Origin of the sequence: Pseudomonas syringae group sp. J254-4, from assembly GCF_032586855.1 — a bacterium.
GTDB classification, from domain to species: Bacteria; Pseudomonadota; Gammaproteobacteria; order Pseudomonadales; family Pseudomonadaceae; genus Aquipseudomonas; species Aquipseudomonas amygdali.
Genome location: NZ_JAWHOO010000031.1, coordinates 48,528 through 70,973 on the forward strand (window position 1 = coordinate 48,528; position 22,446 = coordinate 70,973).

Genomic DNA, 22,446 nt, shown 5'->3' on the forward strand with positions numbered 1-22,446 from the left:
CGCAAATTTGTGACGCAGAGCGTCACGAAATGCATGCCAACGCGGAGCATTGGCACGATAGGTGTTCTCTGGTGCGCCTATCGTTCCGCACGCTCCAGCGTGGGAATGCCGTTCTGGACGCTCTGCGTCCGCTCTTGAATGTGCGGTGTGGCGCAAATTTGTGACGCAGAGCGTCACGAAATGCATGCCAACGCGGAGCATTGGCACGATAGGTGTTCTGCGGGCCGCCTATCGTTCCGCACGCTCCAGCGTGGGAATGCCGTTCTGGACGCTCTGCGTCCGCTTTTGAATGCGGAGGCGCTCTACGGATGCAGCGCCTTCGATTACTCGTACTCGCCCGCGGCTTCCGGCTGATATTCCACCGCCAGCAAGGTCAGCTTGAGGGTCTTGCCGCCCGGTGCTGGCCAGTCAATGTGCTGGCCGACCTGCAGACCCAGCAACGCCGAGCCCATTGGTGCCAGAACCGAGACGGTGCCGTCTGCGCCTGCATCCTGTGGATAAACCAGCTTGAGGTGGTAATCCTTGCCGCTGACTTCTTCACGGCAATGCACACGCGAATTCATGGTCACAACGCCCGCAGGCACTTCATCGTGGCCCACTACCTGGTCGGCGCGGTCCAGTTCGGCCTGCAACGCCTGGATGCCCGGCGTGTTTTCGTCCTGGCTGTCGATGAAACTCTCAAGACGCTGTACATCGAGGCGGGTGAGGATGATCGAAGGTGCTGTGGTCATGGTCTGGGCAGACTCCTTTATTCTCCATGAATAAAACAAAACCCCGCCGGGGTGGGCGGGGTTCTACGGGCCTCTCAATCTGGAGAAGCAGAGTCCGACACTAACACAGCGCAGTAAATACACAACCCGACACGGTATCAGCCTGCGGTCTGGCCCGCAGTGGCTCGACGCTGGTCCGCCTCATGGCGAATCTGTCGACGACGATGGTCATCGGCCGAGCGCCATTCGCGTATGTCTTCGACATGGCGGAAGCACCCAAGGCAAACCTTCTGCTCATCGAGCCGACACAGGCTGATACAGGGCGACGGTACAGCCGGGCTGACGTTGCTGAAAAGCGGTTTGGGCGGTCGAACGGGGGACTGGCTCACGATCAGATATCGTCGAAATCCAGTTCGACACCGGCTTGCTCAAGGGTGATGCGCGCAAGCATCTCGCTGAGCAGCTCATCGCTGGTGTCGCATGCCCAACGGCTGCTATCTTCGTCATAATCGAAATGGAAGCCGCCGGAGCGGGCTGCCAGCCACAGCTGACGCAGCGGCTCCTGACGGCTGAAAATAAGCTGCGAGCCGCCTTCGAACTTGACTGTCAGTACACCGGCCGAGTTTTCCAGGTCGACATCCAGTCCACTATCATCGAAAACATCTTCGATATTATGCTGAGTCGCATCGACGAGGTCGTGAAAACGGGCTTCGGTCAAACTCATTGCGGGAACCTCGATAAGTGTCTGCTGATGGCGCAGAGGGGCAAGATACGGACGCTGCCAGGCAAATGCAAAGCTTACCCATCATCGGCGACGGATGCGCGCATTAATCCCGTCAGCCATAGCTCTGCCCCGACATTCACGCCAAAGGCCCGCCAGACGGGAGATCCATCGCATAGGCAAGCTGCCGGGTGGTCGGTATACTCTGGCGCAATTAATGCTTTTACAAAGGATTTCGCCATGAAGCGCCTGATCTCTTCGCTTGCTGCGCTTGTCGCGGTCGCTTGTCTTGTTACGGCCTGCGGCCAGAAAGGCCCGCTGTATCTGCCGGATGACACCAAAACTCCGGATGAACAAGCCAAATCGCAATCGCACAAGCACCTTTAAGGGAATTCAATGGACGCCTTCAACTACCGCGACGGTGAGCTGTTCGCGGAAGGGGTAGCATTGTCTGCCATTGCCGAGCGCTTCGGCACACCGACCTATGTCTACTCGCGCGCTCATATCGAAGCGCAATACCGTGCCTACGCCGATGCGCTGAGCGGCATGCCGCATATGGTCTGCTTCGCCGTAAAAGCCAACTCCAACCTGGGTGTGCTCAATGTCCTGGCGCGTCTTGGCGCCGGTTTCGACATTGTTTCGCGCGGCGAACTGGAGCGTGTGCTGGCCGCAGGCGGCAAGGCCGAGAAGATCGTCTTTTCCGGCGTCGGCAAGACCCGTGAAGACATGCGTCGCGCCCTTGAAGTCGGCGTGCATTGCTTCAACGTCGAATCCACCGACGAGCTGGAGCGCCTGCAGGAAGTGGCTGCCGAACTCGACGTCCGTGCGCCGATATCGCTGCGGGTCAACCCGGATGTGGATGCAGGCACTCACCCTTACATCTCCACCGGCCTTAAAGAAAACAAGTTCGGCATCGCCATTGCAGATGCCGAAGACGTCTACATTCGCGCTTCGCAACTGCCGAACCTGGAAGTGATCGGGGTCGACTGCCATATCGGCTCGCAACTGACCACGCTCGAGCCGTTCATTGATGCGCTGGATCGCCTGCTGGACCTGGTTGATCGCCTGGGCGATTGCGGCATTCACCTGCACCATATCGATCTGGGTGGCGGTCTTGGTGTGCGTTATCGCGACGAAGAGCCTCCGCTGGCGGCCGACTACATCAAAGCCGTGCGCGAACGACTTGCCGGTCGCGATCTGGGGCTGTTGTTCGAGCCGGGGCGCTTCATCGTGGCCAATGCAGGCGCGCTGCTGACCCGAGTCGAATACCTCAAGCACACCGAGCACAAGGATTTCGCCATCGTCGATGCGGCGATGAACGATCTGATCCGCCCAGCGCTTTATCAGGCGTGGATGGACGTCACAGCGGTGCGTCCGCGCGACGGCGAACCTCGTGCGTATGACATCGTCGGGCCGATCTGCGAGACCGGCGATTTCCTTGCCAAAGGGCGCGAGCTGGCGCTGGCCGAAGGCGATCTGCTGGCGGTTCATTCAGCCGGTGCCTATGGCTTCGTCATGAGTTCGAACTACAACACCCGTGGCCGTGCTGCTGAGGTACTGGTCGACGGTTCCCAGGCTTTTGAAGTGCGTCGTCGCGAAACCGTGGCCGAGCTGTTCGCTGGCGAAAGCCTGCTGCCGGAGTAATCCCATGCTGCTGCGTTTTACCAAGATGCACGGGCTGGGTAACGACTTCATGGTCCTGGACCTGGTGAGTCAGCACGCGCACATCTTGCCCAAGCATGCCAAACAATGGGGCGACCGCCACACCGGTATCGGTTTCGATCAGCTTTTGCTGGTCGAGGCACCGAACAACCCGGATGTGGACTTTCGCTATCGAATCTTCAATTCCGATGGTTCCGAAGTCGAGCAGTGCGGCAACGGCGCGCGCTGCTTTGCCCGTTTCGTACTCGACAAGCGCCTGACGGCCAAGAAGCAGATACGCGTCGAGACCAAGAGCGGCATCATTGAGCTGGATATCCGCAGCGACGGGCAGATCAGCGTCGATATGGGGCCACCCAGGTTTGTCCCGGAAGAAATACCTTTCGAGGCCGCAGAGCAGGCCACCCGTTACAACGTCGAAGTAGACGGGCAGAATATCGAACTGGCTGCTGTGTCCATGGGCAACCCGCATGCCGTATTGCGTGTCGATGACATCAATAACGCGCCGGTGCACGAGCTGGGGCCGAAGATCGAGCATCACCCGCGCTTTCCGGCACGGGTCAATGTGGGCTTTCTCCACGTGGTGGATCGTCAGCGTGCGCAGTTGCGTGTCTGGGAGCGTGGTGCCGGGGAAACCCAGGCCTGTGGTACCGGCGCCTGTGCGGCGGCGGTTGCTGCCATTAGCCAGGGCTGGATGGATTCGCCGCTGCTGATCGACCTGCCCGGAGGTCGCCTGTCCATCGAATGGGCTGGCCCGGGACATTCTGTCATGATGACCGGCCCCGCCGTTAGGGTTTATGAAGGCCAAGTTCGTCTTTGAGTGAGTAACTGCCATGACCGATCAACCTCCCGCTTCAACAGGCACACCCTGCGAATCGCCTGTCGATAGCGCAGCGCCAGACCTTGAAGCAGAGGCGGTCATCGCCTTTCTGCTTGAGCACCCGGACTTCTTCGCCGAGCACGACGAGCTGCTGGTGTCGATGCGCATCCCGCACCAGCGTGGCAATACCGTTTCGCTGGTCGAGCGTCAGCTAAAGCTGCTGCGCGAGCGCAACATCGAAATGCGTCATCGCCTGTCGCAACTGATGGACGTCGCACGGGACAACGACCGCCTGTTCGAAAAGACCCGACGCCTGAACCTCGCCCTGATGGATGCCACCAGCCTGGACGAACTGGTCATCGCTGTCGAAGACAGCCTGCGTCAGGACTTTCAGGTGCCCTTCGTCAGCCTGATCCTGTTCAGCGACAGCCCGATGCAAGTGGGGCGATGGGTCAGCAGCGCCGAAGCACAGAAATCCATCGGCGGCCTGATTGGCGAGAAAATCATCTGCGGCGCTCTGCGTGAGCATGAACTGGCGTTCCTGTTTGGCGCAGAGCAAGGCAAGGAAGTCGGCTCTTCCGCCATCGCCAGCCTCAATCACCTGGGCTTGCATGGCGTGCTGGCCATCGGCAGCCGTGATCCGCAGCATTATAAAAGCTCGGTCGGCACCCTGTTCCTCAGTTACATCGCCGATGTCCTGAGCCGCCTGCTGCCGCGTTTCGCTCACTCTTTACGCTCGGTTCGCTAGCTATGGAACAGCATCTGGACGCCTACTGCATGCACCTGCGCAGTGAGCGTCAGGTGTCGCCTCATACGCTTGAAGCCTACCGGCGCGATCTGAGCAAGGTTCTGGCGTATTGCCAGAAGGCGCAACTGTCGAGCTGGAATGATCTGGATATCCAGCACCTGCGCAGCTTTACCGCCCGCCAGCACCAGCAGGGCCAGTCTTCACGCAGTCTGGCGCGAATGCTGTCGGCGGTGCGCGGTTTCTACAAGTACCTCAATCGCGAAGGCATCTGCCAGCACGACCCGGCAAACGGCCTGTCACCGCCCAAGGGTGAACGGCGTCTGCCCAAGACGCTGGACACCGACCGCACCGCGCAATTGCTGGATGGCGGCGTCGAAGATGATTTTCTGGCTCATCGCGATCAGGCCATTCTGGAGCTGCTTTACTCATCAGGGTTGCGACTGTCCGAACTGACTGGTCTGAACCTGGACCAGCTGGACCTGCGCGACGGGCTGGTGCAGGTCTTGGGCAAAGGCAGCAAGACCCGCGTACTGCCGGTCGGCAGCAAGGCGCGCCAGGCATTGGAAATATGGTTGCCGTTGCGTGCCCTGACCAATCCGCAGGACGACGCCGTATTCGTCAGCCAGCAAGGCAAGCGCCTCGGCCCGCGCGCGATTCAAGTGCGGCTCAAGGCGGCCGGTGAGAGGGAGTTGGGGCAGAACCTGCACCCGCACATGCTGCGTCACTCGTTCGCCAGTCACCTGCTGGAGTCTTCACAGGACTTGCGCGCCGTGCAGGAGCTGCTGGGTCATGCGGATATCAAGACCACGCAGATATACACGCACCTGGACTTCCAGCATTTGGCTACTGTTTATGACAGCGCCCATCCCCGAGCCAAACGTAAAGGAGCTGCAGATGATTAAGCTGGTGACGTTTGATCTTGACGACACGCTCTGGGACACCGCCCCTGCCATTGCCGGTGCCGAAGTCACACTGCGTGACTGGCTGGCCGAACATGCGCCAAAGCTGGGGGCGATTCCTGTCGAGCACCTGTGGGAAATTCGCTCGCGCCTGGTGGCTGAAGACCCGTCCTTCAAGCACCGCATCAGCGCCTTGCGACGCCGCGTGCTGTTCCATGCGCTCGAAGATGCCGGCTACGACCCGGACGAGGCGCAGGACCTTGCCGACCGGGGCTTTGAAGTCTTCCTGCATGGCCGCCATCAGGTGCAGATTTTCCCTGAGGTGCAACCCATGCTGGAAATTCTCGCCAAGACCTTCACGCTGGGCGTGATTACCAATGGCAATGCCGATGTGCGTCGTTTGGGGCTGGCAGACTACTTTGCCTTCGCGCTGTGCGCCGAGGACCTGGGCATCGGCAAGCCCGACCCGGCACCGTTTGTGGAAGCGTTGCGGCGCGCAAAGGTCGATGCCGGCGCGGCCGTACACGTAGGCGACCACCCCAAGGACGATATCGCAGGTGCCCAGCAGGCTGGCATGCGCGCCATCTGGTACAACCCGCAAGGCAAGGCCTGGGACGCAGACCGGCTGCCGGATGCCGAGATCCACAACCTGTCGCAGCTGCCGGAAGTCCTGGCACGCTGGGCCTGAAAACGGTCTGATGTTCGCTCAATAGAAAAAGCCCGCAGCGACGGCGGGCTTTTTCTCATACAGCGTCTGCAGCCTTAAATCGGGCGGCTACCGTATTTGTTGTCAGGCTTCTTGGGCGGATCGGCGACCACGTTGGCCTCCACTTCCTGCACCTTGCCACCACGCGCCAGGAATTCTTCCATGGCACGCGCCAGAGCATCGCGCTCTTTGTTCTTGGCTTCTACGCTAGGCAGTTCATCGACCGAGACAGCGGCCTTGGCCTTGCCTTTTGCCGGTGCTGCCGGAACGTCGGAATCGTCTGGCTCGGCTGCGTCGTCTTCCGGGGAGGCTGCTGCGAGACCATCGTCTTCTTCGCCGTCCAGATCGTCTTCCAGATCATCCTTAATATCGTCGTCGTCGCTCATGTTGTACCTCATGACTTGCGAAAGCTGATTAGTTATAGCCCAACCGCCCGGAAATGCTAAGGCGATCGGAAAAATTCAACAACCGCTGATCTCAGCGGTTATGTCTACTCACCCTGAAGGGTGGCCAGGACGTTACGAGATCCACCAGCGTCTCGATGTTCGCCCAGGTAAATACCTTGCCAAGTGCCCAGCGCCAGTCGTCCTGCCGTCACCGGCAGAACCAACTGGCAGCCCAGCAGACTGGCCTTGAAATGCGCTGGCAAGTCATCAGGGCCTTCGTCGTCATGTTCGTAACCGTCCACGCCCTGGGGCACCAGACGGTTGAAAAAACGCTCAAAGTCGCGACGTACCGCCGGATCGGCATTTTCGTTGACGGTCAACGAAGCCGAGGTATGTTGCAGCCATACATGCAGTAGCCCGACACGACAATCGCGTAATGCGGGCAAACCCGCGACTATCTCGTCAGTCACCAGATGGAACCCGCGGGGCCTGGCCCGCAAGGCAATTCTGGATTGATGCCACATACCGTTCTCCGCACCTTCGGCGCGCATTCTAACTCGACTGAGAAAAAAGCAAAGCGCGCAATAAACCGGCTTCCCTGCAAGTTGACGAAGACTGTCGATACATCGTTACCTGCGCTGCGTCACGGTGCCGAAATCATTGACGCGGGCAAGATCAATGACAGCAAAAAGCGGCGGTATATCCGCAAACGTCAGACAAAAAAATGCCCGGAGACCGGGCATTCTTTTTTGCGTAGGCCGAAGCTTACAAGTTGTAGCCACGCTCGTTGTGTTGCGCAAGGTCCAGACCGACAGACTCTTCCTCGTCGGTGACGCGCAGACCCATCACTGCATCCAGCACCTTGAGGATGATGAAGGTCACGATTGCGGTGTAGACAACAGTGAACGCAACGCCCTTGAACTGAATCCAGACCTGAGCACCGATGTCAGTCACAGTGCCGAAACCGCCCAGTGCAGGTGCTGCGAACACACCGGTCAGGATTGCGCCGACGATACCGCCGATACCGTGAACGCCGAACGCATCCAGGGAGTCATCGTAGCCAAGCTTGCGCTTGAGGCTGGTGGCGCAGAAGAAGCAGATCACGCCTGCTGCCAGACCGATGATCAAAGCGCCCATCGGGCCAACGGTACCGGCGGCAGGGGTAATGGCAACCAGACCGGCAACCACGCCCGAGGCGATACCCAGAGCACTTGGTTTACCGTGAGTCAGCCACTCGGCGAACATCCAGCCCAGTGCGGCGGCCGCGGTAGCGATTTGAGTAACCAGCATCGCCATACCGGCAGTGCCGTTGGCCGCAGCGGCGGAACCGGCGTTGAAGCCGAACCAGCCGACCCAGAGCATTGCTGCGCCGATCAGGGTATAACCCAGGTTGTGTGGTGCCATCGGCGTGGTCGGGAAGCCTTTGCGCTTGCCCAGTACCAGGCAGGCCACCAGACCGGCTATACCGGCGTTGATGTGTACGACGGTGCCGCCAGCGAAGTCCAGCACGCCCCAGTCCCACAGCAAGCCACCGACGCCGCCCCAGACCATGTGGGCGATTGGCGCGTAGACCAGAGTGAACCAGATACCCATGAACACCAGCATTGCGGAGAACTTCATGCGTTCTGCGAAAGCGCCGACAATCAGGGCAGGGGTGATGATCGCGAAGGTCATCTGGAAGGTGACGAACACCGCCTCAGGGAACAACGCAGCAGGACCGGTAATGCTTGCCGGCGTGATGCCTGCCAGGAACGCTTTACCCATACCGCCAAAGAAGGAATTGAAGTTGACGACGCCCGCTTCCATACCGGTTGTATCGAACGCAATGCTGTAGCCGTAAACGACCCACAGGATGCTGATCAGACCGGTGATGGCGAAACACTGCATCATCACGGACAGAATATTCTTCGAGCGAACCATACCGCCGTAGAACAGCGCGAGACCGGGGATGGTCATGAACAGGACCAGAGCGGTCGAGGTCAGCATCCATGCAGTGTCGCCAGAGTTCAGCACCGGCTCGGCCACTGGGTCAGCCGCCAGGGCAAGACCAGGTAATGCGAGGGACAACAGGGCACCGAGCCCTGCGAATTGACGCAGAGTCATATTGTTTTCTCCTGGGGCGTTGGGTTTGGCGGCTTAAATAGCGTCTGTATCGGTCTCGCCGGTACGGATGCGAATGGCCTGTTCCAGATTGACCACGAAAATCTTGCCGTCACCGATCTTGCCGGTGTTGGCGGCCTTGGTTATGGCTTCGATGACACGATCCAGATCCTTGTCATCGATGGCGACATCGATCTTCACTTTTGGAAGGAAGTCGACGACGTATTCAGCACCGCGATAAAGCTCAGTGTGACCCTTCTGACGCCCGAAGCCTTTGACTTCAGTGACGGTGATGCCCTGCACGCCGATTTCAGACAACGACTCGCGAACGTCATCCAGTTTGAACGGCTTGATGATGGCAGTGACTAGCTTCATGAAAACTTTCTCCCGAATTTGGTGGACTTGCCCCAGGAAAACAAACCCGACTCAAGTCTAAGCGCAGTGCCTGGCTTTGTAACGTGTCGGCCGCCTGATCAGGCCAGACCAACTCCAGAAAACCGCTTCTGACGAAACACTTCCCCGCTCCGCCTGCCGCACTGCATTCGTCACAGCGACTGCATCAGTGCATGGGTCATAAGCCACTAAGCAGAAAGCTTGCCATCTCGTGAATATTCATTGAATACAGGCCCTTGGGCAGGTTTTACAGGGCCAAACGGGTTTCGTGACGAAGGTAATGCACACTAATGGTGCTCATGTGCACGCCACAGCGCTCCATAAGCGTGCGAGTCGCCCCGTCAAATTGACTATAGACACTGCGTGTTACACTGCTGACCTCTGATTCAGGAAAATCATCATGCTCGCGCCCAAAGCCTTTCTTGACGCCCTCAGTGGCCACGCTTCCCGTCTTTTCAACGGCGAAACGCCAGTCCCCCGCAGCGAATTCGAAACCCAGTTCAAGGCCCTGCTGCAAAGCGGCTTCAGCAAACTGGACCTGGTCAGCCGTGAAGAATTCGACAGCCAGATGGCCGTCCTCGCCCGCACCCGCGCCCGCCTTGAAGCGCTGGAGGCCAAGATGGCCGAGTTGGAAGAAAAGGCCGCCGGGGCGACAGGGACTGAAAAAGCCGAATAAGCTTTCCTTGTTTTGCAGTCAGTGCGCTGCAGCGCTGAACATTGTCATGCACAGCGAGCCAGGCACCTCACCTGCTCGCGAATCTGAACGGCCTTTTCCATTTCTGTCTTGCCCAGGTGGTGAGTCAGTTGCAGGTTCAGCCAGCATTCGTTGCACGCTTCGCAAGCGCCTTCAGGCTGCAGGCGGTGCCAGCTCGATGGTCCGGCAGTAATCCATGAACAGGCGTGTCGCACGGGTTGGCTGGTTGTTGCGCAGGTAGGCCATGACCAGGGTGGAGGCGGGCATGTCGTCTTCGATATCGAGCTGCACCAGCAGCTCGCCGTCGTAGGTCATGTTGGTTCTTGGGCGCGTGACCAGCACCGAAAACCCCAGGCCCTGGCCGACCATACAGCGCACCATTTCGATCGATGGTGAACTGTACGCGACCACCGGCGCGTAGCCCTTTTCCGTGAAGATATCGATGAAGTAGGTCCTGCTGGGCACGGCGTCGAGCAGGATCATCGGCTCGCGGCTCAGCTCCAGCAAGGTCACGGTTTTTTGCTTCGCCAGAGGGTGGGCTGCTGGCAGCAGCGCATAGGGCTTGTGCGGTGCATTCAATTCCTCTTTGTTGATCGTGGTTCCCAGTTCCAGGTCGTACAGAAACGCCAGATCGAAGCGCCCACGGTGCAGCCCGTGCATCAGTTCATGTTGCTCGCCGTCATACAGCTGAATGGTGACGTCCGGGTATAAACGCTTGAAACCGGCCACCAGCCTGGGCATGTAAAGCGGCGCGGCCGATTCAAAACAGCCAATCGCGATAGTGCCGGAGACGTGTTTGTTTTCGGCCCGGGAGTTTTGTTCAAGCTCTTCGGAAAGTCGCAGCAACTCTTTGGCTTTCTCATACACTTTCCCGCCACCGGAAGTTAGCGAAACACCTTGAGCGTGGTGACGCACAAACAGCGGCTGATTGAAGGCTTCTTCAAGGTTCTTGATGGCGACGGAGATGGAAGGCTGTGAAATATGCAACTGCCGTGAGGCTTCGGCAATGCTGTCCATTTCGACGGCCGTCACGAAATACTTGAGCTGTTTCAGTGTGAAGTGAGCCACGTGATACCTCGTGATGAGCAAATGCTGGACGGCTGCATTTGAATAGCTTTTACCTATGCTTAGCGAGGAGCGTGCCAGCCGCCCGCGCCTTGGCGGATTCACCGGGCGCGCTGCTGGCCATGGTCACTCAGTAACACCCGCAAATAATAGAGGCTTGCCAGAAAAGCCCGAAAACCCGGGCTGCGCACCTATTACGAGCGCTTATCGCTGCCGCTTTATTCAATCGCCCTAAAAGTGTGCAATCAATGCGCTGTGACACTAAAGCACAACTAACCCGTTTCAATGCGACGCAGCCCTGAAGATGAATACCGGCGTCTCTGCTTAGGATTTTCCTATGCTGCGGGCCAAAACTTACTATTTGTCTGGCAGACCTGGCATCAATCATGATGGTTTCAGAAGGGCAAACGGACAGCGTCCCGTTTCAACTTCAACAGGACGTCGCCCATCACTATTCAATTTGCCGAGCGAGCCGACAATGACGTTTGATTGGAAATACATGTTTGGCCTGTTCAGCGATACGGAATTCTGGATGGCCACCTGGACGGTCATTCAACTCAGTGTACTGACCTGGGTTATCAGTATTGTTCTGGGTTTTGTTCTGGCGCTGGCCAAACAATCATCGTTGCCGCTGATCAACTTGCCGGCCAAAGCCTATATCTGGTTATTTCGCAGTTTGCCGTTACTGGTACTGCTGATCTTTGTCTACAACTTGCCGCAAGCAGTGCCCGCCACTTCTGCGGTACTGGCCAATCCGTTCTGGGCCGGCCTGATTGCCATGGTGATGTGCGAAACAGCCTACGTTGCGGAGATTCATCGCGGCGGCCTGCTGTCTATCGCCAAGGGCCAGACCGAAGCTGCCCGGGCATTGGGCCTGCGTTTCGTCGGTACGCAATGGCGGATCGTGATCCCGCAGGCGCTGCGTGTGGCGCTGCCGTCGCTGACCAACGAATACATCTCCATCGTCAAACTCAGTTCACTGGTTTCAGTGATCTCGCTGACCGAGATCCTGATGGTCGGTCAGCGCCTGTATTCGCAGAACTTTCTGGTGATGGAAACCATGGCGGCCGTGGCGTTCTATTACGTGCTGATCGTGACCGTATTCGACTTCCTGCTCAAACGCCTGGAGCGCTATCTGGATGTCACGCAGCACAAGGTCACTCGGACACCGGACGCCGAAATGCTCGAGCTGGCCAGCCGCAAATCGGCGGTTGTCGCTCGTCCTGTCATCGATTTCGAAGGGCCGGCACTGCAAGCGACACGACTGCAAAAGGCGTACAACGACATCGAAGTGCTTGGTGCGGTCAGCCTGCAGATCAATTCCGGCGAGGTGGTGTCGGTGATCGGCCCATCAGGCTCGGGCAAAACCACGCTGATCCGGCTGCTCAATGGCCTTGAGCAGATCGACAACGGCGACATCAAGATCAACGGCCAGCCATTCATTCACCTGGTTCGCCAGGGCGCGCAAAAGCCGCGTTACGTGGAGAACGCCGCCTACCGCCTGAACATCGGCATGGTGTTTCAGAGCTTCAACCTGTTTCCGCACCTGACGGTGTTGAACAACCTGCTGCTGGCCCCGCGTTATCACCGCTTGGCGCCGGTACCCGAGCTCAAGCAGCAGGCCTACGAATTGCTGAACAAGGTCGGGATGCTGGAGCACGCCTGGAAATACCCGCATCAGTTGTCGGGTGGCCAGCAGCAACGTGTCGCCATCGCTCGCGCCCTGATGATGCGCCCGCAAATCATGCTGTTCGACGAACCCACCTCGGCGCTGGACCCGGAGAAGGTCAACGAGGTGTTGCAGGTCATTGAAACGCTGGCCCAGGAAGGCATCACGATGGTCATCGTGACCCATGAAATGAACTTCGCCTTCAAGGTCTCTGACCGCATCGTCTTTATGGAGAAGGGACGCGTGATCTGCGATGACAAACCCCAGGCGCTACGCGACGGCCAGCACCCCCGCGTGGAAGCCTTTCTTAAAGATGTCTCACTGGCCTGAGGCCTTGTTGAAGAGGAGAAGAACATGATCGAGCAATGGCAGATTGACCAGTTTCACGAGCAGGGTTTTCTGGTAGTGGAGGGCGTGCTGGCAGCCGATGAAGTGGCAGCGCTTCAACAGGACTTCGACCAGTGGGTCGACGACAGCCGCAGTCAGAATCAGGCTTGGGGGCAGACTCAGGATGGGCGTCCGCGCTTCGACATCGAAAGCGATCATCGGCCTGATCACCCGTCGCTGCGCCGCGTGGCTTCGCCCACGGAGATCTCGCCGGCCTACCAGCACGCAGCATTCCAGTCACGGATGGCAGCCATCGCGGCGCAGCTGATCGGCGGCAATGGCACCCGTTTTCATCACAGCAAGATCAACTCCAAGCTGCCGCACACCGCGACTCAGGTGAAGTGGCATCAGGACTTCCTCTTCACACCGCACAGCAACGATGACCTGGTTACCGCGTTGCTGATGATCAGCGATGTGACCCCTGAAAACGGCCCGCTGAACGTGGCGCCGGGCAGCCATAAGCAGGTGCTCTGGTCGCATTGGCAGAACGACCGTTTCACCGGTGCCGTGGAAGACGCGGTGGTTGAACAGCATTGTCAGCAACCGGTCGCCTGCTATGGCCCGTCGGGCTCGGTGTGCTTCATGCACACACGCCTGCTGCATGCTTCAAGCCCCAATGAAACCGAGTTCCCGCGCACGCTGTTCATCAGCGTCTATGCCGCTGAAGACGCATTGCCGTTCGGTGAGAACCCTTTGCCCAGCGAGCATGCCGGGTTGATGGTCGCAGGCCAGGAGAGCGGTCTGGTACGTAGCACCGAGAACCATATACGCCTGCCGCAGAAACCCAAGGGTGCTTCATTTTTCGTGCAGCAAGCCGGAAAAGACGCCGCCGTTGCCTGATCTCCATGACTCCACGAGGAATACCTATGAAGCTGTCAGCTCTGATTGTTCGTCCCGTAGCCCTGGCTTTGCTGAGCGCGGTGGTTGCCATGTCCTCGTCTGCCGCTTCGGCTTTCCAGCAGCCCGGCAAGATCATCGCCGGCTCGGACATGACGTTCTTCCCCTATGAATACATGGACAAGAACCGTCCCGCCGGTTTCGACATCGAGTTTCTCGACGGCCTGGCAAAGGTCATGGGGCTCAAGGCCGAGAACATCGACACGCGCTTTCCCAATCTGATCGGCGGGCTGCAGGGCGGACGTTTCGACATCACCAACTCGTCGATGTACATCACCGCCGACCGCCTGAAAGTCATCGACATGATTCCTTACCTGAAAAGCGGCGAGGCGATTCTGTCGGTCAAGGGCAGCGACTATCAGCCCAAGACGCCAGAGGACTTCTGTGGCCACAAGATCGGCTCCATGGCGGCCACTTCCTGGCTGCAACAACTGCAGAAACTCTCGACCGACTACTGCGTGAAGAACGGCCTGCAACCGATCGCCATCAGCGAGTACGGCACCGACCCACAGACCACCCAGGCCATGCTGGCCCATGCCGTCGAAGCGCAGATCACTGACGCAGCCGTCGCACGCGGCGTGGTCGAAAAACTGGGTAGCCGGGTGGTGATTTCTTCCGAAACCCTGATTTACCCGGTGCTCAACGGCTTTGGCGTGAAGAAGGGCAACGACGAGGTCCGCAAGGCCCTCGAAGACGGCCTTGAGAAGTACAGCAAGACCCCGGAATACGCCGCACTACTGGAGAAATACAAGTTTCAGGCACCGACGGCCGATGACATCGCCGCCCTGATGCCCAAGCCCTGACAACCAAAGGACGTGCCTGGCAGGTTCGGCAGGCACGCTCGACCGGAGAGCAATTAGCATGGCCCTTAATTTCGAAGAGCAGACGCGCATAGACCTGGCCGCGACGTTCCGCATCATCGCCCATCTGGGTATGCATGAAGCGGTCGCCAACCACTTCAGCGCGGCCATTTCGGCGGATGGCAAACAGTTTTTGCTCAACCCGAAGTGGAAACATTTTTCACGCATACGTGCCAGCGATCTGTTGCTGCTCGACGCCGATGATGCCGACGCGTCGCATCGCCCTGATGTCGATGCGACGGCATGGTCCATTCACGGCCAGGTCCACCAGCGTCTGCCCGATGCGCGCGTGGTGCTGCACTTGCACCCGGTCTACACCACAGCCGTGGCGTGCCTGGCCAAGCCGCATATTCCGCCCATCGATCAGAACACTGCGCGCTACTTCAACCGCATCGCGGTAGACGAGCTTTACGGCGGCATGGCCGACACGACCGCCGAGGGCGCTCGACTGGCCGGTTTGCTGGAGGACAAGAGCCGCTTGTTGATGGGCAACCACGGTGTGATCGTCACCGCGCCGACCGTTGGCGAAGCCTTCGATGACATCTGGACCCTGGAGCGCGCTTGCCAGATTCTGGTGACGGCCTGGTCCACCGGCCAGCCGCTCAAGGTGCTGGCGGACGATGTCGCCGAGAAGACCGCCCGTGACTGGCAGAAGATTACGGATTTCTCTCATCAGCACTTCGAGGAAATGAAACTGCTGATGATTCAGGCTGACCCCTCTTTGGTCGACTGATCGCCCCTGCTACTGACTGGATGCGCGTCTGCGGATGGCGTAGGGCTTTTTGCGCCCGCGCATCGACGTTTCAACACTTTTCATTACGTCCAACAGGTCGTAAGCCACCTGTCGAGGGATGCCGAGATGACAGAAAAAATCATAGAGATCGATACGCTCGTCGTAGGTGCGGGGCAGGCCGGAGTGGCCACCAGCGAACACCTGAGCCGTCTTGGCATCGAGCACCTGGTGCTTGAAAAACACCGCGTTGCCGAGGCGTGGCGCAGTGGCCGCTGGGACTCGCTGGTAGCCAATGGTCCGGCCTGGCATGACCGGTTTCCCGGCCTTGAATTCGCCATGGATCAGGACGGGTTCGCGGGCAAGGAGCAAGTGGCCGAGTACTTCGAGCGCTATGCCCGCAAATTCAATGCGCCGATCAAGACCGGCGTCGAGGTCAAGCGCGTTACCCGCAATACCGGGCGTGCAGGCTTTACCGTCGAAACCAGTGCCGGCACCTATGTGGTCAATCATCTGGTCTCGGCGACAGGGCCGTTCCAGAAACCGGTCATCCCGCCGATTGCGCCGGTTAACGAGGCGCTTCATCAGATCCACTCGGCGCACTATTTCAATCCGCAACAACTGCCCGAGGGCGGCGTACTGGTGGTCGGCGCTGGTTCCTCGGGTGTGCAAATCGCCGAGGAGCTGCTGCTCTCGGGTCGCAAAGTGTACTTGTCGGTCGGCCCTCACGACCGTCCGCCGCGCGCCTATCGCGGCCGGGACTTCTGCTGGTGGATGGGTGTGCTGGGGTTGTGGGACAGCGAAACCATGCAGCCCGGCAAGGAGCACGTGACCATCGCGGTCAGTGGTGCAAGGGGCGGCTACACGGTCGACTTCCGCCGGCTGGCTCAGGCCGGAATGAACCTCGTGGGCCTGACCGAAAGCTTTGTCGGCAACAAGGTGCACTTCCAGAACGATCTGGTGAGCAACCTCGACAGTGGCGACGCGAACTACCTGTCGCTGCTCGATGCCGCTGATGCCTATGCCGCACGCAACGGCCTGGACCTGCCGCTGGAGCCGTCGGCCCGTGAACGCGTGGCGGATGCGCCGTGCATCACCCATCCGCTCAGCGAGCTGGACCTGATCGAGTCAGGCGTCACGTCGATCATCTGGGCCACCGGCTATGCCCTGGATTACAGCTGGCTGCAGGTCGACGCCTTCGACAGCAAAGGCAAACCTCGTCACCAGCGTGGCGTGTCCTGCGAGCAAGGCCTGTACTTCGTCGGCCTGCCATGGCTGTCACGCCGCGGCTCCGCGTTTATCTGGGGCGTATGGCACGACGCCAAACACGTCGCCGATCAGATCGCCACGCAGCACAAATACCGTTCCTATGACGCCGGCAAACGTGCCACCCCCGTCGTGCCGTTGCGCAACGTCAACGGTTGATCATCGCGCTCAATGCCCACAGGAGTTACCCATGACTACGCCGACTCATACTCGTATCCGCATGTTCAACACCAAGGACACCTACCCCAATCAAAGCCTGAACAACGACCTGTGTCAGGCGGTGCGCGCGGGCAATACCGTGTACGTCAGGGGCCAGGTCGGCACCGATTTCGACGGTAATCTGGTCGGCCTCGGTGATCCGGCTGCACAGGCGCAGCAGGCGATGAAAAACGTCAAACAATTGCTCGAAGAGGCGGGCAGTGACCTGTCGCACATCGTCAAGACCACCACTTACATCACCGACCCGCGCTACCGCGAGCCGGTCTATCACGAAGTGGGCAAGTGGCTGAAAGGCGTGTTCCCGATCTCCACCGGGCTGGTGGTGTCGGCGCTGGGTCAGCCGCAATGGCTGATGGAAATAGACGTGATCGCCGTGATCCCTGAATAAGGACTGTTGCCCATGACTTTTTCCATTGCCGCCCGCTGTGCCAAAACCGGCCAGCTGGGCATTGCCATCAGCTCGTCGAGTATTGCCGTAGGCGCGCGTTGCCCCTGGCTGCGTGCGGGTGTCGGCGCGGTGTCGTCGCAGAACATCACACTGCCGGCCCTGGGACCGCAAACGCTGGACCTGATGGAGCAGGGCATGTCTGCCTCTCAAGCGCTGGACCAGGTCATGAGCGCCAGCCCGCTCAGCGAGTATCGGCAGATCACGGCGATTGATCATCAGGGGCGAGTCGCGCATTTCAGTGGCAGTGAAACACTGGGCATCAACAACGCGGGCAGCGGCGATCAGTGCGTGGTGGCTGGCAACATGCTGGCGAGCCAGGCCGTCATCGACGCGATGATTCAGTCCTTCGAGCAGGCAACCGGGCACCTGGCAGAGCGTTTGTTACAGGCGATGCAGTCCGGTCTGGCAGCAGGCGGCGAAGCAGGGCCGGTCCATTCGGCGGCGCTGAAAGTCGTGGGCGAGCAGTCCTGGCCCATCGTCGATCTGCGCGTCGACTGGGCCGAGCACGACCCGCTAGGCGAGCTGAAAAGTCTTTGGCAGGCCTATCAGCCGCAAATGCAGGATTACCTCGACCGCGCGCTGAACCCGGCTGGCGCACCAGGCTACGGCGTGCCCGGAGACGAGCGATGAGTTCCAGCCGCGAGCTGTTGGCGCGGCTGGTGGCCTTCGACACCACCAGTCGCGAATCGAATCTGGCCTTGATCGACTTCGTTGGCGATTACCTCGAGCGCTTCGGCGTCTCCTGCGAGTTGATCTACAACGCGCAGAAAACCAAGGCCAATCTGTTCGCCACCATCGGCCCGGCTGACGTGCCAGGCATCGTATTGTCCGGCCACACTGACGTGGTGCCGGTCGACGGCCAGCCATGGACGTTCCCGCCGTTCGAACTGAGCGAAGCGGATGGCAAACTCTACGGCCGTGGCACTGCGGACATGAAAGGCTACATTGCCTGCGTGCTGGCGCTGGTTCCGGCGCTGACCCAGGCATCGCTGCACATGCCGGTGCATATCGCGCTGTCCTACGACGAGGAAGTGGGTTGCCTGGGCGTACGCTCGTTACTGGCATCGCTGCGGGCGCGGCCGGTGAAGCCGATGCTGTGTGTGATTGGCGAGCCGACGGAGTTGCAGCCGGTGCTCGGCCACAAGGGCAAGGTCGCGGTGCGCTGCGATGTACAGGGTGCTGCCTGCCACTCGGCCCACGCGCCCAGTGGCGTCAACGCCATTGAATATGCGGCGCATCTGATCAGCGAGCTGGGTCGTCTGAGCGAGGCGTTACGGGCAGCTGACGCCCTTGACCAGCGCTTCGATCCGCCATTTTCGACCATTCAGACCGGCGTGATCAGCGGCGGCACGGCGTTGAACATTGTGCCCGAACAGTGCCGTTTCGATTTCGAAGTGCGTGCGCTCCCCACCCTGGACCCGCAGCAGATCGTCACTGCCATGCACGTATACGCCGAGCAAAAACTATTGCCTGCCATGCAGGCCGTCAGTGCCCGGAGCGAGATTCGCTTCACTGAATTGTCGAGCTATCCGGGACTGGATATTCCCCAGCACAGCCATGCGGCGGAATTGATTGCCGGTTTTTGCGGCTCCCGGGCGTTCGGCACGGTTGCCTTCGGAACCGAAGGCGGGTTGTTCGACCAGTCAGGCATCCCGGCAGTGGTCTGCGGGCCGGGCAGCATGGAGCAGGGACACAAGCCGGACGAGTTCATCAGCGTCGCGCAACTTGACGCCTGTGACGAGATGCTCAAACGTGTACTGGCCTTCGCGTCGCAGCCATGAATCGCCACGGATTTCAGTGATACAGTTGCGCGCCGAAATACGCTAACGTCTCGGCGCGCCAGTCATGGACTGGCCACTCTTCCCGGCTATTCGAACGTTCTATGGATGGAAGCATGACTGACAAACGTCCCCTTACTCGCTGGTCTCTGGCCGCAACTCTATTGCTGTGTGTTGGCACTTCGGCGTTCGCTCAGGACACGGCACTGCATTCCGGCAAATACGAGCAGTTGATGCTGGCCGTGACGCCTGAGCATCAAGTCGAGGGTTATTACTCGGAGACGCGCGGCGAGGCATTCAGCTGTGCGTTCTATCTGCAAGGCAAGGTCGAGGCCGGGAAGGGCGCAGCGGTGTCGTCCTGGCTTGATGACGTCTACCCAGGAACACTGAAGGCCTCGGCTGATGGCGTGGTTCTGACGATAGAGCAAGGCCGGCAGCACCCTGGCTGCATGAACGTGTTGGTACCGGACATCGCCACCGGCATGGATCTGACCCGGACCGCCAGCAAACAGTGGGTCGGTCTGGTGACCGTCACCGTGGACAAGGCCTGGCTGCAGAAAACGCCGAATGCCAAGGCCTCCCGAGGCGCTTATATCGTCAAGGATGACGTAGTCGGGGTTATGGCATTCAAGGATGGCGCGGCCCAGGTCGAGTTCATCAATGCGGATGATCGTTCGTTCACAGGATGGATCAGTCAGGGCCAATATGCGCGTTTGGCCGCGCCCGGACGTTGATTACAGACATCACCAGACACGTTGGCGAACTTGGCCCACTCCCGGTTAAGAGGGTTGCAAAGGCGGCTACCACCTCCAGGCTTTTTCGGTGAATTCCGCAGTTGGGGGCAGTACGGTGTGTAGGAAGTTCAGGTACTTGTTGAACAATACCTCGTTCTGAAAACGGGCCTCGAAGCCGAGCGTGATGTCGGAGCGGTGCGTGATGATCATGAGGCGTTTGCGGTCAATCGTGACAAAGTTTTCCAGTTTAGAATGTCTCGGGCTTTTAGCAGGCATGGGGAGGGCTTCTGTTGAGTCATAAGGAGTACTCTCTGCGATTTCCAAAGTCAGGGTGCCAATTCTGCTTGGTGCCTTTACTTCAAGCTGCACAGCAGCCAAACCATCAATAGCGGTATCGCCCCTTGTACCAAGCTCCATCTGAAACAGATAGCCTCGGTCCTCCTCGCCAGCATGTATCAGATCACTCGGGTACCAGATTTGTAGCTCGATATACGCTGCGTCCTTGTCGAGCGGCACCCAGGTTTCCCAGATGAGGTCTTCGTTTTCGGGCGGCATCAACGGGTAGGTGAAGTCTTCACTCGCCTTGCCAGCAGGCTTGTTGGTTAGCGTTCCGAACTGTTCGGCCTTCCTGAATTGTCCCCTTTCAAGAAAGTCTTAATGTACTGGACGATAGATTTTATCTACCGGCAGCCCACCACGATCGTTTGCTGCTGATGACGTTGAAATGCGCAGATTGCCCGCGCAGAGTGGCATCAACCCTGATGCCAGTTAGTGGCTTTTTCGATGTATTGAGCGTTCGCTGGAAGTGCCTTGCGCAGGAACGCGAGATACTTGTCCATAAGCACCTTGCTGGGAAAACGCGCGGCGAACCCGGTGGTTATATCGTCGCAATGGATAATGACCATCAGACGTTTGTGATCAACCGTGACAAATTCGTGCAAATGCCATGGGGCGGTTTGTCGATGGTGGACGGGGTTTTCCCAGTTCAGCAGTTTGATGGCTGCGACAAAAGCCATTGCCACCGGCCCGACCAGGAACAGCCATGACCCAGTGATTAGGGCGACGAGGACGAATGCCAGTATGACGAAAATAGCGATGCCTTTGAAAAACGATGAGGCGAAGTCGGGGTAGTGGAGGTAATACTCGACGGTTGCTCCGTCGGTTTTCAGGGTGTAGTTGTAGATGGTTTTTTGGCGGATGAGCAGGCCTGTGTAGTAAGCAAGATTTCCCGCAAACGCCAATATTACGGTAATGAGAAAGTCAGGGCTTTCTAAAAAACGATTCCAGCCTCCCCAAATAATAAGTGCGCCGGCTATTAAATGAATGGCGGTAAATCCAAGCTGCGTGATCACGATCTCTTTAGGTGACCTCGCAAGGGTTTTGATTTTCCAGTCTAGGATGCCTTTGCCTTTCGGCAGATCCAGAATTGTTTCTTTCTGACTCATACGTGTGTACTCTCTGCGACTTCCAAGGTCAGAGCCCCAATTCTGTTTGATGCCTTTACCTCTAGTTCTACAGAAGCCAGGCCGTCAACAGCGGTATCGCCTGTTGTGCCAAGTTTCATCTGAAACAGATAGCTTTTATCTTCTCCGCCAGTCTTTAAAAGACTGGCCGGGTACCAGAGTTGCAGCTCAAGATAGGTTGCGTCTTTGTCGAGCGGCACCCAGGTTTCCCAGATGAGGTCTTCGTTTTCGGGTGGCATCAAGGGGTAGGTGAAGTCGTCACTTGCCTTGCCAGCAGGCTTGTTGGCAAGCGTCCCGAACTGTTCAGCTTTCCTGAACTGCCCGCGGTTTAGAAAAGCTTCATGCAGAGGGTCGTCTATTTTTTCTACGGGCAGCACTCCCCATGGGCGCTTGCTGCTAAGGACATTGAAGTGTACGGACTGCCCGCGCACCAGGTTGGGTAAACGTACTTGTACTCCAGCGCCATTTTGTACCGCTACGCTGTAGTGATCGCCTTTGCCAAGATAACGGTTTTCATAATGCACGGTGCTTTTTACATGAACCTGCGGAGATAATTGAATTTCCATCAGCGCGCGAACTTCTTCATGCTCACCTTTGGCAGTCTCAGCGTAGCGATAGGCTAGGGTTCTGGACCAACAGCACTTGCGTAGCCACCAGCCGACACTGTCTTGCTTGAAGTGGTTAAGGGCCATCGTAGCAAAAAAATAAATCAAGCCTGTTACCAGTAGCACTACGCTGAACCACGGACTCATAACGATAATTGCAAGAGTACTGGCAGGAAAAATACCTGCGAATAACTGAGCGGCTGACCCTACTCCCATCAGGCCTACAGAGACGATCTTTAAATCCAGCCAGTCTTTTTCTTCTGATGTTTTAGCCCCAGCTGAATCATCCAGAACGTCAAATATCTCCAATGTAGCCGCTACAATCCCAAACCCACCCATCGCCACCATCGAAACCCTGAACCCAAATATCGCATCCCCCCAAACCGTATTACCCCGTGCTCTCCAATAAGCTGCCGATTGATCAAGAATGCCCACTGTGTACGTACCAATAACCACGGGCTTCGCCGTACTGATAACCGCCCACGGTGC

The 22,446-nt window shown here is 58.6% G+C and carries 26 protein-coding genes and 1 pseudogene; 16 read left to right on the forward strand and 11 right to left on the reverse strand.

Translation table 11 applies throughout. The annotated features are described in order from the left end of the window. Positions 1 to 323: 323 nt before the first annotated feature. The 3 genes from rnk to cyaY all read right to left on the reverse strand — a co-directional run bounded on the left by rnk (position 324) and on the right by cyaY (position 1,434). Complete coding sequence (gene rnk / locus RYB09_RS25270; RefSeq protein ID WP_057401476.1) at positions 324 to 731, reverse strand: nucleoside diphosphate kinase regulator; 408 nt, start codon at positions 729 to 731, stop codon at positions 324 to 326. Between the two features lie 137 nt (positions 732 to 868). Beyond that, a complete protein-coding gene (locus tag RYB09_RS25275; RefSeq protein WP_044295754.1) occupies positions 869 to 1,099 on the reverse strand; it encodes a DUF1289 domain-containing protein in 231 nt (76 codons plus the stop codon). A 2-nt stretch (positions 1,100 to 1,101) separates the two neighbouring features. Next, positions 1,102 to 1,434, reverse strand: coding sequence for an iron donor protein CyaY (gene cyaY / locus RYB09_RS25280; RefSeq protein ID WP_058409780.1), 333 nt, complete (start codon positions 1,432 to 1,434; stop codon positions 1,102 to 1,104). A 237-nt stretch (positions 1,435 to 1,671) separates the two neighbouring features. On the opposite strand from cyaY, the gene lptM reads away from it, so the two are divergent. From lptM to RYB09_RS25310, 6 genes are read left to right on the forward strand one after another with little or no spacing between them, the layout of a single operon-like run. Then, complete coding sequence (lptM, locus tag RYB09_RS25285; protein WP_002555817.1) at positions 1,672 to 1,818, forward strand: LPS translocon maturation chaperone LptM; 147 nt, start codon at positions 1,672 to 1,674, stop codon at positions 1,816 to 1,818. 9 nt (positions 1,819 to 1,827) lie between these two features. Continuing rightward, positions 1,828 to 3,075, forward strand: a complete 1,248-nt coding sequence (gene lysA / locus RYB09_RS25290) for a diaminopimelate decarboxylase (protein ID WP_004659605.1) — start codon at positions 1,828 to 1,830, stop codon at positions 3,073 to 3,075. A 4-nt stretch (positions 3,076 to 3,079) separates the two neighbouring features. Continuing rightward, a complete protein-coding gene (gene dapF, locus RYB09_RS25295) occupies positions 3,080 to 3,910 on the forward strand; it encodes a diaminopimelate epimerase (RefSeq protein WP_004659606.1) in 831 nt (276 codons plus the stop codon). Positions 3,911 to 3,923: 13 nt separating this feature from the next. Beyond that, a complete protein-coding gene (locus RYB09_RS25300; RefSeq protein ID WP_058402145.1) occupies positions 3,924 to 4,658 on the forward strand; it encodes a DUF484 family protein in 735 nt (244 codons plus the stop codon). Positions 4,659 to 4,660: 2 nt separating this feature from the next. Continuing rightward, entirely contained in the window at positions 4,661 to 5,560 is a 900-nt protein-coding gene (gene xerC / locus RYB09_RS25305) for a tyrosine recombinase XerC (RefSeq protein ID WP_058409779.1), read from the forward strand. After that, positions 5,553 to 6,245, forward strand: coding sequence for an HAD family hydrolase (locus RYB09_RS25310; protein ID WP_122259076.1), 693 nt, complete (start codon positions 5,553 to 5,555; stop codon positions 6,243 to 6,245). The genes xerC and RYB09_RS25310 overlap by 8 nt, the downstream gene beginning before the upstream one ends. Before the next feature lie 74 nt (positions 6,246 to 6,319). Here RYB09_RS25310 and sutA read toward each other — a convergent pair whose 3' ends face one another. The 4 genes from sutA to glnK form a co-directional block, all read right to left on the reverse strand. Continuing rightward, positions 6,320 to 6,649 carry a transcriptional regulator SutA gene (gene sutA / locus RYB09_RS25315; RefSeq protein ID WP_058402148.1) on the reverse strand — a complete coding sequence of 110 codons (330 nt, stop codon included), beginning with the start codon at positions 6,647 to 6,649 and terminating at the stop codon, positions 6,320 to 6,322. Positions 6,650 to 6,753: 104 nt separating this feature from the next. Continuing rightward, on the reverse strand, positions 6,754 to 7,173 hold the full coding sequence (locus tag RYB09_RS25320; protein WP_058402158.1) for a secondary thiamine-phosphate synthase enzyme YjbQ: 420 nt from the start codon (positions 7,171 to 7,173) through the stop codon (positions 6,754 to 6,756). Positions 7,174 to 7,414: 241 nt separating this feature from the next. Continuing rightward, the gene (locus tag RYB09_RS25325) at positions 7,415 to 8,752 is read right to left on the reverse strand and encodes an ammonium transporter (protein WP_003435008.1); all 1,338 of its coding nucleotides are present in this window, start codon (positions 8,750 to 8,752) and stop codon (positions 7,415 to 7,417) included. Between the two features lie 33 nt (positions 8,753 to 8,785). Further along, positions 8,786 to 9,124: a P-II family nitrogen regulator gene (gene glnK / locus RYB09_RS25330; RefSeq protein WP_002555808.1), complete on the reverse strand. Its 339-nt coding sequence runs from the start codon at positions 9,122 to 9,124 to the stop codon at positions 8,786 to 8,788. A 418-nt stretch (positions 9,125 to 9,542) separates the two neighbouring features. Here glnK and RYB09_RS25335 point away from each other — a divergent pair, with 418 nt between their 5' ends. Continuing rightward, entirely contained in the window at positions 9,543 to 9,818 is a 276-nt protein-coding gene (locus RYB09_RS25335) for an accessory factor UbiK family protein (RefSeq protein WP_058402149.1), read from the forward strand. Positions 9,819 to 9,989: 171 nt separating this feature from the next. Here the strand turns inward: RYB09_RS25335 and RYB09_RS25345 are convergent, their stop codons facing one another. Continuing rightward, complete coding sequence (locus tag RYB09_RS25345) at positions 9,990 to 10,853, reverse strand: LysR family transcriptional regulator (RefSeq protein ID WP_058402159.1); 864 nt, start codon at positions 10,851 to 10,853, stop codon at positions 9,990 to 9,992. Positions 10,854 to 11,379: 526 nt separating this feature from the next. On the opposite strand from RYB09_RS25345, the gene RYB09_RS25350 reads away from it, so the two are divergent. The 9 genes from RYB09_RS25350 to RYB09_RS25390 all read left to right on the forward strand — a co-directional run bounded on the left by RYB09_RS25350 (position 11,380) and on the right by RYB09_RS25390 (position 19,889). After that, the gene (locus tag RYB09_RS25350; RefSeq protein ID WP_122259077.1) at positions 11,380 to 12,900 is read left to right on the forward strand and encodes an amino acid ABC transporter permease/ATP-binding protein; all 1,521 of its coding nucleotides are present in this window, start codon (positions 11,380 to 11,382) and stop codon (positions 12,898 to 12,900) included. Between the two features lie 24 nt (positions 12,901 to 12,924). Further along, positions 12,925 to 13,797, forward strand: coding sequence for a phytanoyl-CoA dioxygenase family protein (locus tag RYB09_RS25355; protein WP_058402151.1), 873 nt, complete (start codon positions 12,925 to 12,927; stop codon positions 13,795 to 13,797). 26 nt (positions 13,798 to 13,823) lie between these two features. After that, on the forward strand, positions 13,824 to 14,657 hold the full coding sequence (locus RYB09_RS25360) for a transporter substrate-binding domain-containing protein (RefSeq protein WP_122259078.1): 834 nt from the start codon (positions 13,824 to 13,826) through the stop codon (positions 14,655 to 14,657). A gap of 58 nt (positions 14,658 to 14,715) precedes the next feature. After that, a complete protein-coding gene (locus RYB09_RS25365) occupies positions 14,716 to 15,447 on the forward strand; it encodes a class II aldolase and adducin N-terminal domain-containing protein (protein WP_316890719.1) in 732 nt (243 codons plus the stop codon). 126 nt (positions 15,448 to 15,573) lie between these two features. Beyond that, complete coding sequence (locus RYB09_RS25370) at positions 15,574 to 16,869, forward strand: flavin-containing monooxygenase (protein WP_054082343.1); 1,296 nt, start codon at positions 15,574 to 15,576, stop codon at positions 16,867 to 16,869. Positions 16,870 to 16,900: 31 nt separating this feature from the next. Further along, on the forward strand, positions 16,901 to 17,317 hold the full coding sequence (locus RYB09_RS25375) for a RidA family protein (protein ID WP_003408344.1): 417 nt from the start codon (positions 16,901 to 16,903) through the stop codon (positions 17,315 to 17,317). Positions 17,318 to 17,329: 12 nt separating this feature from the next. Further along, positions 17,330 to 18,007 (forward strand): DUF1028 domain-containing protein, encoded by a 678-nt coding sequence (locus RYB09_RS25380; RefSeq protein WP_058402153.1) that lies wholly within the window; start codon positions 17,330 to 17,332, stop codon positions 18,005 to 18,007. Continuing rightward, on the forward strand, positions 18,004 to 19,158 hold the full coding sequence (gene argE / locus RYB09_RS25385; protein ID WP_058409775.1) for an acetylornithine deacetylase: 1,155 nt from the start codon (positions 18,004 to 18,006) through the stop codon (positions 19,156 to 19,158). The genes RYB09_RS25380 and argE overlap by 4 nt, the downstream gene beginning before the upstream one ends. A 113-nt stretch (positions 19,159 to 19,271) precedes the next feature. Beyond that, the gene (locus tag RYB09_RS25390; RefSeq protein ID WP_058409774.1) at positions 19,272 to 19,889 is read left to right on the forward strand and encodes a hypothetical protein; all 618 of its coding nucleotides are present in this window, start codon (positions 19,272 to 19,274) and stop codon (positions 19,887 to 19,889) included. Positions 19,890 to 19,955: 66 nt separating this feature from the next. On the opposite strand, the pseudogene RYB09_RS25395 reads toward RYB09_RS25390, so the two are convergent. The 3 genes and pseudogenes from RYB09_RS25395 to RYB09_RS25405 all read right to left on the reverse strand — a co-directional run. Next, positions 19,956 to 20,129 (reverse strand): annotated as a pseudogene (locus RYB09_RS25395) (permease); the annotation flags it as partial. A 512-nt stretch (positions 20,130 to 20,641) separates the two neighbouring features. Further along, on the reverse strand, positions 20,642 to 21,334 hold the full coding sequence (locus RYB09_RS25400; RefSeq protein WP_193601000.1) for a permease: 693 nt from the start codon (positions 21,332 to 21,334) through the stop codon (positions 20,642 to 20,644). Beyond that, a partial coding sequence (locus tag RYB09_RS25405) for a hypothetical protein (RefSeq protein WP_316890724.1) occupies positions 21,331 to 22,446 on the reverse strand: 1,116 nt, incomplete at its 5' end. The genes RYB09_RS25405 and RYB09_RS25400, both read right to left, overlap by 4 nt.

What these genes read in the sequence shown, in the direction of transcription:
- lptM (WP_002555817.1), top strand. Translation starts at nt 1,672, where the DNA reads ATGAAGCGCCTGATCTCTTCGCTTGCTGCGCTTGTCGCGGTCGCTTGT.
- rnk (WP_057401476.1), bottom strand. Translation starts at nt 731, where the DNA reads ATGACCACAGCACCTTCGATCATCCTCACCCGCCTCGATGTACAGCGT.
- sutA (WP_058402148.1), bottom strand. Translation starts at nt 6,649, where the DNA reads ATGAGCGACGACGACGATATTAAGGATGATCTGGAAGACGATCTGGAC.
- RYB09_RS25380 (WP_058402153.1), top strand. Translation starts at nt 17,330, where the DNA reads ATGACTTTTTCCATTGCCGCCCGCTGTGCCAAAACCGGCCAGCTGGGC.
- cyaY (WP_058409780.1), bottom strand. Translation starts at nt 1,434, where the DNA reads ATGAGTTTGACCGAAGCCCGTTTTCACGACCTCGTCGATGCGACTCAG.
- argE (WP_058409775.1), top strand. Translation starts at nt 18,004, where the DNA reads ATGAGTTCCAGCCGCGAGCTGTTGGCGCGGCTGGTGGCCTTCGACACC.
- lysA (WP_004659605.1), top strand. Translation starts at nt 1,828, where the DNA reads ATGGACGCCTTCAACTACCGCGACGGTGAGCTGTTCGCGGAAGGGGTA.
- RYB09_RS25350 (WP_122259077.1), top strand. Translation starts at nt 11,380, where the DNA reads ATGACGTTTGATTGGAAATACATGTTTGGCCTGTTCAGCGATACGGAA.
- RYB09_RS25325 (WP_003435008.1), bottom strand. Translation starts at nt 8,752, where the DNA reads ATGACTCTGCGTCAATTCGCAGGGCTCGGTGCCCTGTTGTCCCTCGCA.
- xerC (WP_058409779.1), top strand. Translation starts at nt 4,661, where the DNA reads ATGGAACAGCATCTGGACGCCTACTGCATGCACCTGCGCAGTGAGCGT.
- RYB09_RS25400 (WP_193601000.1), bottom strand. Translation starts at nt 21,334, where the DNA reads ATGAGTCAGAAAGAAACAATTCTGGATCTGCCGAAAGGCAAAGGCATC.
- RYB09_RS25355 (WP_058402151.1), top strand. Translation starts at nt 12,925, where the DNA reads ATGATCGAGCAATGGCAGATTGACCAGTTTCACGAGCAGGGTTTTCTG.
- RYB09_RS25310 (WP_122259076.1), top strand. Translation starts at nt 5,553, where the DNA reads ATGATTAAGCTGGTGACGTTTGATCTTGACGACACGCTCTGGGACACC.
- RYB09_RS25375 (WP_003408344.1), top strand. Translation starts at nt 16,901, where the DNA reads ATGACTACGCCGACTCATACTCGTATCCGCATGTTCAACACCAAGGAC.
- RYB09_RS25365 (WP_316890719.1), top strand. Translation starts at nt 14,716, where the DNA reads ATGGCCCTTAATTTCGAAGAGCAGACGCGCATAGACCTGGCCGCGACG.
- dapF (WP_004659606.1), top strand. Translation starts at nt 3,080, where the DNA reads ATGCTGCTGCGTTTTACCAAGATGCACGGGCTGGGTAACGACTTCATG.
- RYB09_RS25335 (WP_058402149.1), top strand. Translation starts at nt 9,543, where the DNA reads ATGCTCGCGCCCAAAGCCTTTCTTGACGCCCTCAGTGGCCACGCTTCC.
- RYB09_RS25300 (WP_058402145.1), top strand. Translation starts at nt 3,924, where the DNA reads ATGACCGATCAACCTCCCGCTTCAACAGGCACACCCTGCGAATCGCCT.
- RYB09_RS25345 (WP_058402159.1), bottom strand. Translation starts at nt 10,853, where the DNA reads ATGGACAGCATTGCCGAAGCCTCACGGCAGTTGCATATTTCACAGCCT.
- glnK (WP_002555808.1), bottom strand. Translation starts at nt 9,124, where the DNA reads ATGAAGCTAGTCACTGCCATCATCAAGCCGTTCAAACTGGATGACGTT.
- RYB09_RS25360 (WP_122259078.1), top strand. Translation starts at nt 13,824, where the DNA reads ATGAAGCTGTCAGCTCTGATTGTTCGTCCCGTAGCCCTGGCTTTGCTG.
- RYB09_RS25370 (WP_054082343.1), top strand. Translation starts at nt 15,574, where the DNA reads ATGACAGAAAAAATCATAGAGATCGATACGCTCGTCGTAGGTGCGGGG.
- RYB09_RS25390 (WP_058409774.1), top strand. Translation starts at nt 19,272, where the DNA reads ATGACTGACAAACGTCCCCTTACTCGCTGGTCTCTGGCCGCAACTCTA.
- RYB09_RS25320 (WP_058402158.1), bottom strand. Translation starts at nt 7,173, where the DNA reads ATGTGGCATCAATCCAGAATTGCCTTGCGGGCCAGGCCCCGCGGGTTC.